Origin of the sequence: Pseudomonas sp. NGC7 (assembly GCF_047159675.1) — a bacterium.
GTDB classification, from domain to species: domain Bacteria; phylum Pseudomonadota; class Gammaproteobacteria; order Pseudomonadales; family Pseudomonadaceae; genus Aquipseudomonas; species Aquipseudomonas kermanshahensis.
The window spans coordinates 192,186-210,237 of the sequence record NZ_BAAFZY010000001.1 but is presented as its reverse complement, the minus strand read 5'-3'; the positions used below and the strand labels follow the sequence as shown (position 1 = coordinate 210,237).

The window sequence follows — 18,052 nt, the reverse complement described above, 5'->3', positions numbered from 1 at the left end:
CTGTGCTGCCGCTGGCCTCTTCGCAGCACAAGGCTGCGCCTACCCGTTAGCGCCAGGGTGCGGGCTCACCCACCAACTGCCCCTGAATACCACCCACGCCCATTTCCCGCAGCACCAACCTTTCACCTTCCGTCTCGACCCGTTCAGCAATCAACGGCAGGTCGATGCTGTGCGCCGCGCGCTGTATCGCTTCGATGAACAGGCGCTTGTGTTGTTCATGGTCGATGTTACGGATATAGCTACCATCGATCTTCAGGTACGCAAGGCCCAGGTGCGCCAGGTTGCCAATCATGCTGAACCGCCCGCCAAAGCGCTGCAGCGCCAGCCCGAAGCCATGCGCGTGCAGGCGCCGGGTCAGCTGTTCGAGGGCTGACTGTTCGGGCAATTGCTCTTCGCCGATCTCGAATGTCAGGCGTGGGCCCAGCGCCGCATGCTGGCTCAACAGCTCGTAGACGCGTTGCAGCGCCTTGGGGTCGGCCAAGGTTGCAGCGGACAGGTTCAGCGCCAGCACCTGATCATGAGTGCGCAGGTGGGCAAGCACCTTTTCCAGCACCAGCAGATCCAGGCGCGGCATCCAGCCAAAGCGCTCCAGCCAAGGCAAGAAGCGCCCGGCCGGCAATGCCTCGCCCTGCTCATCGTGCAAACGCGAGATCACTTTGTGGTGCAGTACCCGTTGCCCTGTGCCGCAGTCCACCACCGGCTGGAAGAACAGTTCGAATTGCCCATTGACGAAGGCCTGGTCGAGCCGCTCATGCCAGGCATGATGGCTATCACCGGCCACCGCGGCCGCACCCTGTTCAAGGCACACCCAGCCCGGCGCAGGCTGGTTTTCGGCACGCGCCAGGGCCTCGTCGGCGAGCTTCAGCAATGCCTGCGGCGCATCGCCGGGGGTAAATGGCGCAAGGCCGATGCACGCCACCGGGTCGACATCACTGGCGCCCGTCTCGTGCAGACTCTGCAGTGTCGCCTCCAGGGCCTGGGCAAGCTGTACCGCTTCTTCATGCACCATGCCCGGCGCCAGCACGGCGAACTCGCCCCCACGGCTGCGCGAGATCAGGTCTTTGGTCTCCGGGTAGCTCGCACAGGTGCGGCGCAGTTGCTCGCCCACTGCCTGCAACAGCTGATCGGTGCGCTGCCCCCCCAGGCGCGCGTTAAGGCCTGCCAGGCCCTGAACCCGCAACAACAGCAAGTAACCGGCGCGCGCCTCTTCCAGGTTGCTGACGCGCGTATTCAGTTGCATCTCGAAATAGCGGCGGTTGGACAAGCCGGTGAGACTGTCCTGGTAGGACTCTGCACGCAGCCGCTCACTGCGCTCGGCCTGCTCGGTAAACAGTGCCTTGAGCTTCTCGACCATCTGGTTCATTGCCTGCACCACACGGCGCAGCTCAGGGGTGCGCGGCAGGTCTGGCAGGCTGAGGAATTCGCGCCGGGCGATGGCATGGGATTGCTCGACCATGTAATCCAGCGGCCGCAATTGCCGACGCAGCAACAAGGCGCCGAGCACCGCGCTGGCGGCACCGCACAGCAACAACCAACCCAGGCTGCCCAAGGCACTCTGCCAGAGTTTGGCAATGGCGAACATCGGATGGCTGATCACCTCCACCCGCGCCGCCTGCTGCCAGCCACGGCTGACGATGGCATCCCCACCTGCGGCTTCAAGGCCGATGAGGTGGACGAACCAGGCCGGCACACCCCCTGGGTCGGGCTCGGCGTGGCGTTCCACCAGCACGGCATTGGAGCCCAGGTCGACAACCTTGATGCTCGCATAGTAGCCACTGTCGAAGATCGAGCTAACCATCAGTTCGACCATCGCCGGGTCGTCGATATTAGGCGTCAGCGACAGCGCCAAGGCAGTGGCCGCGTCCTGGGCGTGCGAACGCAGCTGGTTGACGTACTGGCTGCGCGAGCTCTCCAGGCTGACCATGAAGCTGCCGCTGAAAGCGACCACCAGGAACAGGCAAATGGCCAACAGCAATTGTTTGAACAGTGACATCTGTGCTCCTTCAGTAAACCGGCTCGGCCGGGAACCCTTCGGCCTGCATTTTCTTCAGCAAATCCTGCCAACGTGACAGGCGCTTGGTATCGCCGACCTTCTTGTTGCCGGCGGCGCCTGTCAGCCACAAGCCCTCGCCATTGAAGGCGTACACCGGCAGCAAGTCGGGGCGCTGGCTCGCCGGCTTGATGGCATCCATCAGGCTGTCGAGCACCAACGGCTGAGCCTGTGGGCTGGCATAATAGGTCAGTACCATGTGCGCCCGGTTCTGCCGCAGCGCCTTGACGTAGGTGATGCGCAGCTTCTCGCTGGGGATGCCCATACGTCGCAGACTGAAATACTTGGCAATAGCGTAGTCCTCGCAATCACCGGCCCCCTTGATCAGGGCCTGGACCGGCGTGGCCCAGTAATCGACCTCATGCCACAAGTCGATGTCTTCGACGTAGCGCAATTGCTGGTTGAAGAAGCGATTGACCACTTGCAGCCGTTCCAGCTCACTGCCCTGCTTCTGCGTGGCCATCAGGTTCTGCCAGGCGTCGATACGCCCCTGCCCCGCGCCAAGCGGGCCATACAGCGCCTGCGACTGGCGGCTGATCTGGGAAAAATCCCAGTCCGCGTGCAAGCCGCCCAGTAGCAAGCTACCCAGCAGCGCGGCAAGGCCGACACGTCGCACAGCGGTTTTGAACATCCAGGATATCGCCACTGCGAAGACCTGTTCAGACCCGTCGAAAGCAGCGATGGTGCGGCCTGCCCGTGCAAAAAACAATGGCACCCTGCAATCACGCAGCCAATGGTCGGGCCATACTGACTTTATGGCTATCTCGTTCTATGTACCGCTTCCTTTGCCAAGCGACTTCATACACCATAGCCGCGGCCTTGGGTCGGCCGCTCCAGTGCGGTCGACGGTTTGACAAGCCCCCTTGCCTGTTACTAGTGTCATTGGATCCAACTTTTCTTATCGTCGAGGCAGACTCCGCGTGGCCGAGAAAATCAAACTGAGCAACGTGCTGGCTAGCGAACAGCTATCCCCACACATGGCACGTGCTGTTATCGAGGAGCGCCTGCGCAGCGCCATTCTTGATGGTCGTCTGCCGCCAGGTACTGCCGTGCGTCAGCAAGAGCTTGCCACCTTGTTCGGGGTCAGCCGCATGCCCGTGCGCGAGGCCTTGCGCCAGCTCGAAGCGCAGTCGCTGCTGAACGTGGAGATGCACAAGGGCGCAGTGGTTGCGCCCTTGATTGGCGAAGACGCGGTGGACACCTACGCCCTCCGTGTTCTGCTCGAAAGCGAGGCCCTGCGCCAGTCCATTCCGTTGCTCGATGCCGATGACATCGCCCGCGCGCGCGGGTATATCCAGCAACTGGAAAACGAAACCCGTCACGCCGAAATCGGCCGCCTCAACCGCCTGTTCCACATGGCGCTGTACAGCAAGGCGCCGAACAAGAAGTTACTGCGCCTGATCGAGAACGAACTGAACGAAGAAGAGCGCTTTCTGCGCTTCCATCTTTCGTCGATGGGGCTGGGCAAGCTCACCCAGGACGATCACAACGCGCTGGTGGATGCGGCCAGCGACAAGCTGGTGGAAGAAGCGGTCGCGGTGCTTGAGCAGCACTTGAACTCAGGGGCGCGTGTTATCAGGCAGTATCTGGATTCACAGCTAGGGCGGTAGCCGGTTCTGAGCGGGATAGCCGGTCGCCCGACATCAGCCTGTTGCAAAATAAACGGGCTCCGCAAACAATGAGACTAATTATCATTTATGTCCATTGAAGCCAGCGCCCTCTTCCATGCCTTCCAATGACTCCGTGCAAACGCTCTACAGTGACCACCACGGCTGGTTGCATGCCTGGCTGCGAAGCAAGCTAGGTAACGCCGCCGATGCCGCAGACCTGGCCCAGGACACGTTCGTCCGGCTGTTACAGCGTGGCGAGCAGGTACAGCTCAATACGCCAAGGGCCTTCTTGCGCACCGTGGCGCGCGGGCTGGTGATCGATCACTGGCGCCGTGAAGAATTGCACCGGGCTTACCTTGAAGCCTTGGCCCACCTGCCGGAAGCTTCGGCACCCTCGGCGGAAACCCGAGAGGTGCTGCTCGAACTGCTGGAGCGTATCGCTCGCATGCTCGATGGCCTCAAGCCAAAGGTGCGCCGCGCTTTTCTGCTGGCCCAGTGCGAAGGGCTGAAACACCAGGCGATCGCCGAGCAGATGGGTATCTCGGTGCGCACTGTGGAGCGCTACATTGCTGATGCGCTTTATCATTGCTACCTGCTGCGCTTTGAAGACGAGCGATGACAGCCGCCGCTCCTTCCGCCAAAGCGGTCAAGCAAGCCATTCAGTGGATGCTCAGGCTACGAGAAAGCGGCAATAGCCCCGTGCTGCTGCAGCAATGCGAGCAGTGGCGTAGCGCACGGCACGAGCACGAACTGGCCTGGCAACGGGTGGTTCACCTGCATCAGGACCTTGACCTGCGCGCCATCCCCGGCGCGGGGGTTGCCCTGCAGACCTTGGAAACCAGCCAGCGGCGCCTGCACCGTCGCCAGGCGCTCAAGTTGCTTGGCTGCGCCGCCATGGCGGGCTCGGCGACATGGCTGGCCAAAGACCTCGATACCGTCAGCGGATGGGCAGCGGACTACGCGACTGCCACGGGCGAACGGCGCAGCTTCCGGCTGCCCGATGGCTCGCTGATGCAACTCAACACGCACAGTGCGGTAGACCTCGCTTTCGACGATCAGCAGCGCTTGCTCCGCCTCAGATATGGGGAGCTGATGCTCACGTGCAGTGACGTACCGAACCAGGCTCGCCCTCTGCTGGTACAGACGCAAGATGGCCTGCTCGAAGGTTTCGACGGGCGCTTTGTGGTGCGCCAGGAGCGAGACTGCACGCAGGTCAGCGTCAGCCACGGCAACGTGGCGATACACCGGCCGGGGAACGGCCAGGTGCAGTGGATTGCCAGCGGCCAGCACTGGCGCCTGGACACACAGGGCGCACAACGCCTGGAGAGCGTGGCCATGGACCCAGCGGCCTGGAGCGAAGGGCTGATCGTTACCCGCGACATGCGCTTGCGCGACTTTCTTGAACAGGTGAGCCGTTATCGCCACGGCTACCTGGGTTGCAGCGATGAGATTGCCGATTTACGCCTGTCAGGTGTGTTCCGCCTCGAGGCCCCTGAGCAGTTGCTGCAATTGCTTCCACAAACGCTGCCGGTGAGGCTTCGTCAACGCACGCGCTGGTGGATACGTGTGGAGCAGGTTGCCTGACCTCACCCAAGCGCTGATCTTTTTGGCGGGTTTTGGGTGGCGATCCGGCTAGGACAGTAAACATCGTCTTCTGCCCTCCCACCCTTCAACGGACTCTTTCATGCCCATCGCCTCACCACACACACGCCCGCTCAACGAGAATGATTTTCGACCTGTCTTGAATTCAGCCACTCTGCGCAAAGCAGTCCAGGCAGCTGTGTTCGGCACAGCCTTGAGCATGTCCACCCTGCCCCTCCATGCTCTGGCCGCCGAAGCGCCCCAGGTCAGCCAGCAGTACGCGATCCCGGGTGGGGAACTGAACGATGTACTCAACCAGTTTGCCCGCCAGGCGGGGATCACCCTGTCGAGCACGCCGCAGTTGACCAACGGGTTGCAGTCCAATGGCTTGCAAGGGCATTACTCGCCTGATCAGGCCCTGCGCCAACTGCTCAATGGCAGCGGCCTGGAAGCCGTCAGCCAGGGTGGGCACAGCTACGTGCTGCGGGCCCAGCCTGAAGAGGCGGCCTTGTCGTTGCCAGACACCGACGTGCGCAGTTTTACCCTGGGTAATGCCCTGGGCAGCATGGACGGCTACAACGCCACGCACAGCCAGGTGGCCACCAAGACCAGCATGCCGTTGGTGGAAACCTCACAGTCGGTTTCGGTGGTCACCCGTCAACAGATGGACGACCAGGGCTCGCAGACGGTTGCCCAGGCCATGCGCTATACGCCAGGTGTGTTGACTAACCCCTATGGCGCCACGCACCGCTACGACTATGTGGCCATGCGCGGCTTCAACGACGGCTCGGTAGACAACATCTACGTCGATGGCCTGAAATCCATGGGTGACAACGGCACCTACAGCACCATGCAAGTGGACCCGTACTTCCTTGAGCGCATCGACATCCTGAAAGGGCCGTCTTCGGTACTCTATGGCCGCAGCTCCCCAGGGGGCCTGGTGGCACTGACCACCAAAAAGCCACTGTTCACGCCATTCCATCAAGTGCAGGCCACAGTCGGCACCCAGGGCCAGCGTGGCATGGGTTTCGACTTCAGCGGCCCGGTTGATGACGACAAACGTATCGCCTATCGCCTGACAGGTTTGGCCGATAGCGCTGATACCCAGTTCGACCACAACAAGGAAGAACGCTACGCCATAGCACCGGCTGTCAGCATCGACTTCACTGAAGACACATCGCTGACGCTTCAGGCATATCTGCAGCATGACCCGAATGGTGGGTACCACGGCGGTAACCCGGCAGACGGCATGCTGCACAAGCGCAACGGGCTGCGCCTGTCAGACCACTTCTTTGAAGGCGAGCCTGGGATCGACAACTACGAACGCACTCAGCAGTCGTTCAGCTACCAGTTCGAGCACCGTTTCAACGACGTGTTCACCGCCCGACAGAACTTCCGCTACCAGGACTCTGATGTCTCGATGGACCAGGTGTATTCGGCCGGCTGGGCAGATGCCGACAGCAATATCCTCAACCGCGCCTATACCGGCGGCGACGAGCGCCTGCACTCCTACATCATCGATAACATGCTGCAGGCAGAGTTCTTCACCGGTGCGGCCAAGCATACCTTGCTGCTTGGCACCGACTATCAACGCCGCAAAGCCGACGTGGAATGGCGCTACGGCACGGTGGATGCGCTGGATGCCGGCAACCCTCAATATGGCAATGGCAACCTGCAGGTACTCGGCGAGAACCGCTACCAGCGTCGCCTGCAGCAGACAGGGGTGTATTTGCAGGACCTGGTCGAGCTCGACCAGTGGCGCTTCTCGCTGGGGCTGCGTCAGGACTGGGTGAAGGTTTCTGAGGAAAACCGCGACAGCAACACCAAGGTCAATGACGAGCGCACCAAGTTCACCACCCGAGCAGGCGTGCTCTACTTGTTCGAGAATGGCCTGGCGCCTTATGTCAGCTACTCGGAGTCGTTCAACCCCAATACCGTGTCCGACCAGGATGGCCGCCCACTGGCGCCAACCGAGGGCACCCAGTGGGAAGCAGGTATCAAGTACCAGCCGCCAGGCAGTGACAACCTGTTCACCGCCTCGGTGTTCCGCATCGAGCAAGAGAACCTTGCCTCCAAACAACCGAACGAAGAGTTCTATCGCCCTGTGGGTGAAGTTCGCTCACAAGGGCTGGAGCTGGAGGCCCATGTTCAGCTGACTGATAACCTCAAGCTGTTGGGCGGCTACACCTTTACCGACATCGAGTACGCCAAGACGATGCCGAGCCTGGTGTCGACCCAGTTGGACAACAAGGGTAATTCGCCCACCCAGGCACCCAAGCAGATGTTTTCGCTGTGGGCCGACTACAACTTCCGGCAGGGGGCGCTGGACGGCCTGCGACTGGGCGGCGGGATGCGCTATGTGGGGTATAGCTGGGTTGATGCGGAAAACAGCATGAAGGTGCCCTCTTACACGCTGTTTGACGCTTCGATCGGGTATGACCTGGGCAAGATCGGCCTCACCGGGGTGGATGTGCGCCTGAATGCGAACAACCTGACCAACGAAAGCTACATCACCTCATGTGCCAGCCTGAACTACTGCTACATGGGTGAAGAGCGAAACGTAAGCGCTACGGTCAGCTATCAATTCTGACCGGAAAAGACAAAGCCCCTGTCTGCATCGCAGACAGGGGCTTTGGGTTTGAATCTTGACGATGACCTACTCTCACATGGGGAAACCCCACACTACCATCGGCGATGCATCGTTTCACTGCTGAGTTCGGGATGGGATCAGGTGGTTCCAATGCTCTATGGTCGTCAAGAAATTCTGTGTGCCGGCCCGTCTTCAAGACGTGCCCGCGAATTTCTATGGCTTCTACTTAAAGACAAAACCCCTACCTGCTTGCGCAGATAGGGGTTTTGCGAAATGAATCTTGACGATGACCTACTCTCACATGGGGAAACCCCACACTACCTTTCGTCTTCACCACCGCAATTCGCGCTAGCAAATTGCTTGGGTGTTATATGGTCAAGCCTCACGGGCAATTAGTATTGGTTAGCTCAACGCCTCACAGCGCTTACACACCCAACCTATCAACGTCGTAGTCTTCGACGGCCCTTTAGGGGATTCAAGATCCCAGTGAGATCTCATCTTGAGGCAAGTTTCCCGCTTAGATGCTTTCAGCGGTTATCTCTTCCGAACATAGCTACCCGGCAATGCCACTGGCGTGACAACCGGAACACCAGAGGTTCGTCCACTCCGGTCCTCTCGTACTAGGAGCAGCCCCTCTCAAATCTCAAACGTCCACGGCAGATAGGGACCGAACTGTCTCACGACGTTCTAAACCCAGCTCGCGTACCACTTTAAATGGCGAACAGCCATACCCTTGGGACCGGCTTCAGCCCCAGGATGTGATGAGCCGACATCGAGGTGCCAAACACCGCCGTCGATATGAACTCTTGGGCGGTATCAGCCTGTTATCCCCGGAGTACCTTTTATCCGTTGAGCGATGGCCCTTCCATACAGAACCACCGGATCACTAAGACCTACTTTCGTACCTGCTCGACGTGTTTGTCTCGCAGTCAAGCGCGCTTTTGCCTTTATACTCTACGACCGATTTCCGACCGGTCTGAGCGCACCTTCGTACTCCTCCGTTACTCTTTGGGAGGAGACCGCCCCAGTCAAACTACCCACCATACACTGTCCTCGATCCGGATAACGGACCTGAGTTAGAACCTCAAAGTTGCCAGGGTGGTATTTCAAGGATGGCTCCATGAGAACTGGCGTCCCCACTTCAAAGCCTCCCACCTATCCTACACAAGCAAATTCAAAGTCCAGTGCAAAGCTATAGTAAAGGTTCACGGGGTCTTTCCGTCTAGCCGCGGATACACTGCATCTTCACAGCGATTTCAATTTCACTGAGTCTCGGGTGGAGACAGCGCCGCCATCGTTACGCCATTCGTGCAGGTCGGAACTTACCCGACAAGGAATTTCGCTACCTTAGGACCGTTATAGTTACGGCCGCCGTTTACCGGGGCTTCGATCAAGAGCTTCGCTTGCGCTAACCCCATCAATTAACCTTCCGGCACCGGGCAGGCGTCACACCCTATACGTCCACTTTCGTGTTTGCAGAGTGCTGTGTTTTTAATAAACAGTCGCAGCGGCCTGGTATCTTCGACCGGCATGGGCTTACGGAGCAAGTCCTTAACCCTCGCCGGCGCACCTTCTCCCGAAGTTACGGTGCCATTTTGCCTAGTTCCTTCACCCGAGTTCTCTCAAGCGCCTTGGTATTCTCTACCTAACCACCTGTGTCGGTTTGGGGTACGGTTCCCAGTTATCTGAAGCTTAGGAGCTTTTCTTGGAAGCATGGCATCAACCACTTCGTCGCCTAAAGGCAACTCGTCATCAGCTCTCGGCCTTAAGATCCCGGATTTGCCTAAGATCTCAGCCTACCACCTTAAACTTGGACAACCAACGCCAAGCTGGCCTAGCCTTCTCCGTCCCTCCATCGCAATAACTGGAAGTACAGGAATATTAACCTGTTTTCCATCGACTACGCTTTTCAGCCTCGCCTTAGGGACCGACTAACCCTGCGTCGATTAACGTTGCGCAGGAAACCTTGGTCTTTCGGCGTGGGAGTTTTTCACTCCCATTGTCGTTACTCATGTCAGCATTCGCACTTCTGATACCTCCAGCAAGCTTCTCAACTCACCTTCACAGGCTTACAGAACGCTCCTCTACCGCATCACCAAAAGGTGATACCCGTAGCTTCGGTGCATGGTTTGAGCCCCGTTACATCTTCCGCGCAGGCCGACTCGACTAGTGAGCTATTACGCTTTCTTTAAAGGGTGGCTGCTTCTAAGCCAACCTCCTAGCTGTCTAAGCCTTCCCACATCGTTTCCCACTTAACCATGACTTTGGGACCTTAGCTGACGGTCTGGGTTGTTTCCCTTTTCACGACGGACGTTAGCACCCGCCGTGTGTCTCCCATGCTCGGCACTTGTAGGTATTCGGAGTTTGCATCGGTTTGGTAAGTCGGGATGACCCCCTAGCCGAAACAGTGCTCTACCCCCTACAGTGATACATGAGGCGCTACCTAAATAGCTTTCGAGGAGAACCAGCTATCTCCGAGCTTGATTAGCCTTTCACTCCGATCCACAGGTCATCCGCTAACTTTTCAACGGTAGTCGGTTCGGTCCTCCAGTCAGTGTTACCTAACCTTCAACCTGCCCATGGATAGATCGCCCGGTTTCGGGTCTATACCCAGCGACTAAACGCCCTATTAAGACTCGCTTTCGCTACGCCTCCCCTATTCGGTTAAGCTCGCCACTGAATATAAGTCGCTGACCCATTATACAAAAGGTACGCAGTCACCTAACAAGTAGGCTCCCACTGCTTGTACGCATACGGTTTCAGGATCTATTTCACTCCCCTCTCCGGGGTTCTTTTCGCCTTTCCCTCACGGTACTAGTTCACTATCGGTCAGTCAGTAGTATTTAGCCTTGGAGGATGGTCCCCCCATATTCAGACAAAGTTTCTCGTGCTCCGTCCTACTCGATTTCATTGATAAGAGATTTTCGTGTACGGGGCTATCACCCACTATGGCCGCACTTTCCAGAGCGTTCCACTAATCTCAAACCAACTTAAGGGCTGGTCCCCGTTCGCTCGCCACTACTAAGGGAATCTCGGTTGATTTCTTTTCCTCAGGGTACTTAGATGTTTCAGTTCCCCTGGTTCGCCTCTTGCACCTATGTATTCAGTACAAGATACTCAGCTTATGCTGAGTGGGTTCCCCCATTCAGAGATCTCTGGATCACAGTCTGTTTGCCGACTCCCCAAAGCTTATCGCAGGCTACCACGTCTTTCATCGCCTCTGACTGCCAAGGCATCCACCGTATGCGCTTCTTCACTTGACCATATAACCCCAAGCAATCTGGTTATACTGTGAAGACGACATTCGCCGAAAATTCGTTTTGCTCTTTCGAGCCCACAAATTTTACCTTAGCCTGATCCACTACCAGTGAAAGTAGTGTTCAGTCTATTTCTATCACATATCCGAATTTTTAAAGAACGATCTGACAAAAGTGACTATCAGTCCGTACTCACAAGCACCCACACGAATTGCTTGATTCAATTTGTTAAAGAGCGTTTGGTTAAGAGCTTTTCGTCTCAACCGAGGTGCGCATTCTACGCTTTCCTCAGAGCCTGTCAAGCGTTTATTTTGAAGTTTTTCGCGAGAAACTCGTTTAGCTTCAAACACTTAACTCGCTGCGATCTCTCGTAGCGGGAGGCGAATCATACAGCATTCAAAAACGCTGTCAACCACCTTTTTACCGCTGCTGAGCGGTCATTCAACCTGGTCAGCAAGAAGCTTGAGCTTCTACTTAAAGACAAAACCCCTACCTGCTCGCGCAGATAGGGGTTTTGCGAAATGAATCTTGACGATGACCTACTCTCACATGGGGAAACCCCACACTACCGCGCAGATAGGGGTTTTGCGAAATGAATCTTGACGATGACCTACTCTCACATGGGGAAACCCCACACTACCATCGGCGATGCATCGTTTCACTACTGAGTTCGGGATGGGATCAGGTGGTTCCAATGCTCTATGGTCGTCAAGAAATTCTGTAGCCAGAATGTCCAGATGGACAGCCCAGCGAATTCGGATATGCGATTTTGTGGTTACGAACTTTCGGGTCTTTCGTCTTCACCACCGCAATTCGCGCTAGCAAATTGCTTGGGTGTTATATGGTCAAGCCTCACGGGCAATTAGTATTGGTTAGCTCAACGCCTTGAATCAAGCAATTCGTGTGGGAGCTCATCAGCAGGCTGATGTCGTCGATTAAGGAGGTGATCCAGCCGCAGGTTCCCCTACGGCTACCTTGTTACGACTTCACCCCAGTCATGAATCACACCGTGGTAACCGTCCTCCCGAAGGTTAGACTAGCTACTTCTGGTGCAACCCACTCCCATGGTGTGACGGGCGGTGTGTACAAGGCCCGGGAACGTATTCACCGCGACATTCTGATTCGCGATTACTAGCGATTCCGACTTCACGCAGTCGAGTTGCAGACTGCGATCCGGACTACGATCGGTTTTGTGAGATTAGCTCCACCTCGCGGCTTGGCAACCCTCTGTACCGACCATTGTAGCACGTGTGTAGCCCAGGCCGTAAGGGCCATGATGACTTGACGTCATCCCCACCTTCCTCCGGTTTGTCACCGGCAGTCTCCTTAGAGTGCCCACCATAACGTGCTGGTAACTAAGGACAAGGGTTGCGCTCGTTACGGGACTTAACCCAACATCTCACGACACGAGCTGACGACAGCCATGCAGCACCTGTGTCAGAGTTCCCGAAGGCACCAATCCATCTCTGGAAAGTTCTCTGCATGTCAAGGCCTGGTAAGGTTCTTCGCGTTGCTTCGAATTAAACCACATGCTCCACCGCTTGTGCGGGCCCCCGTCAATTCATTTGAGTTTTAACCTTGCGGCCGTACTCCCCAGGCGGTCAACTTAATGCGTTAGCTGCGCCACTAAAATCTCAAGGATTCCAACGGCTAGTTGACATCGTTTACGGCGTGGACTACCAGGGTATCTAATCCTGTTTGCTCCCCACGCTTTCGCACCTCAGTGTCAGTATCAGTCCAGGTGGTCGCCTTCGCCACTGGTGTTCCTTCCTATATCTACGCATTTCACCGCTACACAGGAAATTCCACCACCCTCTACCGTACTCTAGCTTGCCAGTTTTGGATGCAGTTCCCAGGTTGAGCCCGGGGCTTTCACATCCAACTTAACAAACCACCTACGCGCGCTTTACGCCCAGTAATTCCGATTAACGCTTGCACCCTCTGTATTACCGCGGCTGCTGGCACAGAGTTAGCCGGTGCTTATTCTGTCGGTAACGTCAAAACAGCAAGGTATTCGCTTACTGCCCTTCCTCCCAACTTAAAGTGCTTTACAATCCGAAGACCTTCTTCACACACGCGGCATGGCTGGATCAGGCTTTCGCCCATTGTCCAATATTCCCCACTGCTGCCTCCCGTAGGAGTCTGGACCGTGTCTCAGTTCCAGTGTGACTGATCATCCTCTCAGACCAGTTACGGATCGTCGCCTTGGTGAGCCATTACCTCACCAACTAGCTAATCCGACCTAGGCTCATCTGATAGCGCAAGGCCCGAAGGTCCCCTGCTTTCTCCCGTAGGACGTATGCGGTATTAGCGTTCCTTTCGAAACGTTGTCCCCCACTACCAGGCAGATTCCTAGGCATTACTCACCCGTCCGCCGCTGAATCGAAGAGCAAGCTCTTCTCATCCGCTCGACTTGCATGTGTTAGGCCTGCCGCCAGCGTTCAATCTGAGCCATGATCAAACTCTTCAGTTCAATACTGCTTGGGTTTTTAAGAAACCCTAAACTTGGCTCAGCAATCTCAAATGACTATGTGATTTCTCGCATGGTCACTTGTGATGCTGATAATCTTTGTGACTATCAGTCCGTACTCACAAGCACCCACACGAATTGCTTGATTCAATTTGTTAAAGAGCGTTTGGTTAAGAGCTTTTCCTGATAATCTTTGTGACTATCAGTCCGTACTCACAAGCACCCACACGAATTGCTTGATTCAATTTGTTAAAGAGCGTTTGGTTAAGAGCTTTTCATCTCAACCGAGGCGCGCATTCTACGCTTCCCTCATTTACTGTCAAGCGTTTATTTTGAAGTTTTTCGCGAGAAACTCGTTTAGCTTCAAACACTTGACTCGCTGCGATCTCTCGTAGCGGGAGGCGAATCATACAGCGTTTAGAAGCGCTGTCAACCACCATTTCAACCGCTGACGATCTTTCGATCGAAGCCCTTCAAACTTCGTCTTCACTATTTAACTCATTGAATCTCAAGGAGTTTTTCGTTCCGACTACGCTGGAAGTGGGGCGCATTATAAGGGGATTCGAAACCCCGTCAACCTTTAATTTCACGAAACCTTAATATCGCTAAAAAGCAAAGCGGGGAGGCCTTCGGCCTCCCCGCTATTCCACTTCTCTATATAGGCTCAAAGCACCCCAGCACTGCGCAAGCGGTGCACGGCATCCGTATCCAACCCAAGCACCTCACTCAATACCGCCTCGGTGTGCTCACCCAACAGCGGCGGCGCCCGCCGGTACTCCACCGGCGTCTCCGACAGGCGAATAGGGCTGGCTACCTGCGGCACACTCCCCGCCAGTGGATGCGGGATAGTCACCGCCAACCCTCGAGCCACCACCTGCGGATCCTGGAACATCTGCGCCAGGTCATTGATTGGCCCACACGGCACCCCAGCCTTCTCCAACTGGCTCACCCACTCCGCCGTGGTCTTGAACACCGTAGCCTGACGAATCAACGGAATCAGCTCACCACGGTTGGCCACACGCAGCTTATTAGTAGCGAAGCGCGGATCATCCGCCCACTGCGGCTGCCCAGCCACCTCGGCAAACTTTCGAAACTGACCATCATTACCCACGGTAAGAATGAAATCGCCGTCTGCTGTAGGGAAGTCCTGGTAAGGCACGATATTGGGATGCGCATTGCCCAGGCGCCGGGGCGGGGTGCCCGTGGTCAGGTAGTTCATGGCCTGGTTCGCCAGGCAGGCCACCTGCACATCGAGCAGTGCCATGTCGACATGCTGGCCGATACCGGTCTGGTCCCGATGGGCGAGGGCAGCCAAAATCGCCACAGTCGAGTACAGCCCAGTAAGAATGTCAGTCAGCGCCACGCCAACCTTTACCGGCCCAGCACCTTCTTCCCCCTCAGGCCGACCGGTCAGGCTCATCAACCCACCCAGCCCTTGGATCATGAAGTCATAGCCCGCGCGCTTGGCATAGGGCCCGGTCTGGCCAAAACCGGTAATGGAGCAATAGATAAGCTTCGGGTTGAGCGCTTTCAGGCTTTGGTAATCCAGCCCATAGGCTGCGAGGCCACCCACCTTGAAGTTCTCGATGACAATATCCGACTTCGCCGCCAGCTCACGCACCAAGCGTTGCCCTTCAGGCTGTGTGAAGTCGATCGTCACCGAACGCTTGTTGCGATTGGCCGAGAGGTAATAGGCGGCCTCACTGGTGTTCTCACCCCGGACATCTCTGAGGAAAGGCGGCCCCCACGAGCGGGTATCATCGCCATTACCAGGGCGCTCGACCTTGATCACGTCAGCCCCAAGGTCAGCGAGAATCTGGCCAGACCATGGGCCGGCCAACACGCGCGAAAGGTCCAGCACCCGCAGATGTGATAGCGCGCCCATGGGCTGGCTCCTTATTAATAGAAGGCCTGGATGCCGGTCTGAGCACGCCCCAGGATCAACGCATGCACGTCATGGGTACCTTCATAGGTGTTGACCACCTCAAGGTTCACCAGATGGCGAGCCACGCCAAATTCATCGGAAATGCCGTTACCCCCCAGCATGTCACGTGCCATGCGGGCGATATCCAAGGCTTTACCGCAAGAGTTACGCTTCATGATCGAGGTGATCTCGACAGCCGCCGTGCCTTCATCCTTCATGCGCCCCAACCGCAGGCAGCCCTGCAGTGCCAGGGTGATCTCGGTCTGCATGTCGGCCAGCTTTTTCTGGATCAGCTGATTGGCTGCCAGCGGGCGGCCGAACTGCTGACGGTCCAGGGTGTATTGGCGCGCGGTATGCCAGCAGGCCTCGGCAGCGCCCAACGCCCCCCAGGAGATGCCATAGCGTGCCGAGTTCAGGCAGGTGAACGGGCCCTTGAGGCCGCGCACGTCTGGGAAGATGTTCTCCTCAGGCACGAACACGTTGTCCATTACGATCTCGCCTGTAATCGAAGCACGCAGGCCCACCTTGCCGTGGATCGCCGGGGCGCTGAGGCCTTCCCAACCCTTTTCCAGCACGAAGCCGCGGATGTCGCCAGCGTCATCCTTGCCCCACACCACGAACACATCGGCGATCGGGCTGTTGGTGATCCACATCTTGCTGCCGGTCAGGCGGTAGCCGCCGTCCACCTTTCTGGCCCGGGTGATCATCGAGCCCGGGTCGGAGCCGTGGTTAGGCTCGGTCAGACCAAAGCAGCCGATCCACTCACCCGTGGCGAGCTTGGGCAGGTACTTCTGCTTCTGCGCCTCAGTGCCGAATTCGTTGATCGGTACCATCACCAGGGAAGACTGCACACTCATCATCGAGCGATAGCCAGAGTCGATCCGCTCGACCTCGCGAGCGATCAGCCCGTAACACACATAATTAAGACCGCTGCCGCCATACTGCTCGGGGATGGTGGCACCCAGCAAACCGATTTCACCCATCTCGCGGAAGATCGCCGGGTCGGTCTGCTCATGGCGGAAGGCTTCGAGCACGCGCGGCGCCAGCTTGTCCTGGGCGAACTGATAAGCGCTGTCACGCACCATGCGCTCTTCTTCAGTGAGCTGCTGATCGAGCAGCAGCGGATCGATCCAGTTGAAGCTTGCTTTACCGGCCATGAGCGAAATCCTCGAAAAGAGAGAGCAAATTCTTGTGCCCTTGAGCCTAGGCCTGATCGGCCGTCGGGACAAACGAGGATTGCGCACGGATTAGTGATAATTTGTCACTTCGTAAATCAGCAAAACGCCACATTGACAGCCTTACAAGTGAGGTTGACGTACATGCGCCGCAAGATCCCCAGCACTGCCGCCCTGGTCTGTTTCGAGGCGGCGGCGCGTAACGAGAGCTTCACCAAGGCCGCGCAAGAACTCGCGCTGACCCAGGGCGCCGTTTGTCGGCAGATCGGCGGCCTGGAGGCCTTCCTTAATGTGGAACTATTTCGCCGCTCAAGGCGCGGGGTGAAGCTGACCGAGGCTGGCCTTTCCTACAGCCGCCAGGTTGCCGCGCAGCTGGATGCGGTAGAGCGCGATACCTTGTCGGTCATGCGCCAGCAGGGCGCCAATGTGATCGAACTGGCCGTGGTACCCACCTTCGGCACCCAATGGCTGCTCCCCAGGCTCAAGGACTTCCAGCAGCGCCACCCCGACGTCACCGTCAACCTGACCAACCGCACCCGGCCATTTCTGTTTGCCGACACAGCCTTTGATGCAGCCATCTATTTCGGCGATGCCGACTGGTCCGGCACCCAGTCGCATAGGCTGATGGGCGAGAACCCTGTCCCCGTCTGCAGCCCGGCGTTGCTGGACGGGCAAGGCATGCTAGACGCCCGCCGCATTGCGCAACTGCCCTTGCTGCAGCAGACCACGCGCCCCTATGCCTGGCGGCAATGGTTCGGCGGCCTGGGCATGAACGTGGAGCGCGACATGACAGGCCCGCGCTATGAACTATTCTCGATGCTCGCGCAGGCGGCGATGCACGAAATGGGGATCGCGCTGATCCCGCCCTTTCTGATTCAGCGGGAGTTGCAGGAGGGTAGGTTGGTGGTCGCTAACAGGCATGCCCTGAGCAGTGACAAGGCCTACTATCTGATGATTCCCGAACGCAAAGTGGAGTCTGCCTCGCTACGGGCTTTCCGCGACTGGCTGGTAGCACAAGCGCAGGCTTACACCACCGCCTCTGCCTAGTCACAGCCAAACAACCTGACTTCGTAGTCAATTATTTTAAACACCTACAGATATATGTATTTGTCGCATATTCGAAAACTGTTACGCAAGCCTGAAAATCCCGTTTAACCCTGCTGACTGCGCGGCTTTCAGGCTTAAATTGCGACATTGAGCGAACTGTAAGCGAAATACCGCAATTTTTTTTAGTTTTATCTCCTAATCTCCCAATGGCCCATGTTTGACGGGCTGCAACCGAAGGCTTGCGACATACGGTCACAGGGTGACTTGTAGTTTTAACTTCGTTTCGCTCCAGAACCGGTTGAAGCCCCTTGGGTTCATCTGCAAAATGCCTGGCCCGCCTAGGATTCG

Annotated in this window: 9 protein-coding genes and 4 rRNA genes; 5 read left to right on the top strand and 8 right to left on the bottom strand. The window is 57.3% G+C overall.

The features are described from left to right. Positions 1 to 46: 46 nt before the first annotated feature. Together lapD and lapG are read right to left on the bottom strand one after the other, a co-directional pair. On the bottom strand, positions 47 to 1,993 hold the full coding sequence (lapD, locus tag ACMCNM_RS01010) for a cyclic di-GMP receptor LapD (RefSeq protein WP_027595478.1): 1,947 nt from the start codon (positions 1,991 to 1,993) through the stop codon (positions 47 to 49). A gap of 10 nt (positions 1,994 to 2,003) precedes the next feature. Next, the gene (lapG, locus tag ACMCNM_RS01005; RefSeq protein ID WP_172960332.1) at positions 2,004 to 2,765 is read right to left on the bottom strand and encodes a cysteine protease LapG; all 762 of its coding nucleotides are present in this window, start codon (positions 2,763 to 2,765) and stop codon (positions 2,004 to 2,006) included. A gap of 205 nt (positions 2,766 to 2,970) precedes the next feature. On the opposite strand from lapG, the gene ACMCNM_RS01000 reads away from it, so the two are divergent. The 4 genes from ACMCNM_RS01000 (at position 2,971) to ACMCNM_RS00985 (ending at position 7,831) form a co-directional block, all read left to right on the top strand. Next, positions 2,971 to 3,660: a GntR family transcriptional regulator gene (locus ACMCNM_RS01000; RefSeq protein ID WP_412763797.1), complete on the top strand. Its 690-nt coding sequence runs from the start codon at positions 2,971 to 2,973 to the stop codon at positions 3,658 to 3,660. 115 nt (positions 3,661 to 3,775) lie between these two features. After that, positions 3,776 to 4,279, top strand: coding sequence for a sigma-70 family RNA polymerase sigma factor (locus tag ACMCNM_RS00995; RefSeq protein WP_099452576.1), 504 nt, complete (start codon positions 3,776 to 3,778; stop codon positions 4,277 to 4,279). Next, a complete protein-coding gene (locus ACMCNM_RS00990) occupies positions 4,276 to 5,244 on the top strand; it encodes a FecR domain-containing protein (protein WP_186704244.1) in 969 nt (322 codons plus the stop codon). Before ACMCNM_RS00995 ends, ACMCNM_RS00990 begins: the two co-directional genes overlap by 4 nt. 217 nt (positions 5,245 to 5,461) lie before the next feature. After that, positions 5,462 to 7,831, top strand: a complete 2,370-nt coding sequence (locus ACMCNM_RS00985) for a TonB-dependent siderophore receptor (protein WP_412763796.1) — start codon at positions 5,462 to 5,464, stop codon at positions 7,829 to 7,831. A 53-nt stretch (positions 7,832 to 7,884) separates the two neighbouring features. Here the strand turns inward: ACMCNM_RS00985 and rrf (ACMCNM_RS00980) are convergent. From rrf (ACMCNM_RS00980) to ACMCNM_RS00955, 6 genes are all read right to left on the bottom strand, one after another. Next, a 5S ribosomal RNA gene (gene rrf, locus ACMCNM_RS00980) occupies positions 7,885 to 8,000 on the bottom strand. A gap of 202 nt (positions 8,001 to 8,202) precedes the next feature. Next, positions 8,203 to 11,094, bottom strand: a 23S ribosomal RNA gene (locus ACMCNM_RS00975). A 591-nt stretch (positions 11,095 to 11,685) separates the two neighbouring features. After that, positions 11,686 to 11,801: ribosomal RNA gene (gene rrf, locus ACMCNM_RS00970) — 5S ribosomal RNA — on the bottom strand. 223 nt (positions 11,802 to 12,024) lie between these two features. Beyond that, a 16S ribosomal RNA gene (locus ACMCNM_RS00965) occupies positions 12,025 to 13,561 on the bottom strand. The 16S, 23S and 5S rRNA genes sit together here, the layout of an rRNA operon. 661 nt (positions 13,562 to 14,222) lie before the next feature. Continuing rightward, positions 14,223 to 15,443 (bottom strand): CaiB/BaiF CoA transferase family protein, encoded by a 1,221-nt coding sequence (locus tag ACMCNM_RS00960; protein ID WP_238209770.1) that lies wholly within the window; start codon positions 15,441 to 15,443, stop codon positions 14,223 to 14,225. A 14-nt stretch (positions 15,444 to 15,457) separates the two neighbouring features. Next, positions 15,458 to 16,639: an acyl-CoA dehydrogenase gene (locus ACMCNM_RS00955; RefSeq protein ID WP_027591941.1), complete on the bottom strand. Its 1,182-nt coding sequence runs from the start codon at positions 16,637 to 16,639 to the stop codon at positions 15,458 to 15,460. Positions 16,640 to 16,801: 162 nt separating this feature from the next. Here ACMCNM_RS00955 and ACMCNM_RS00950 point away from each other — a divergent pair, with 162 nt between their 5' ends. After that, positions 16,802 to 17,704: a LysR family transcriptional regulator gene (locus ACMCNM_RS00950; RefSeq protein ID WP_099428023.1), complete on the top strand. Its 903-nt coding sequence runs from the start codon at positions 16,802 to 16,804 to the stop codon at positions 17,702 to 17,704. Positions 17,705 to 18,052 lie beyond the last annotated feature (348 nt).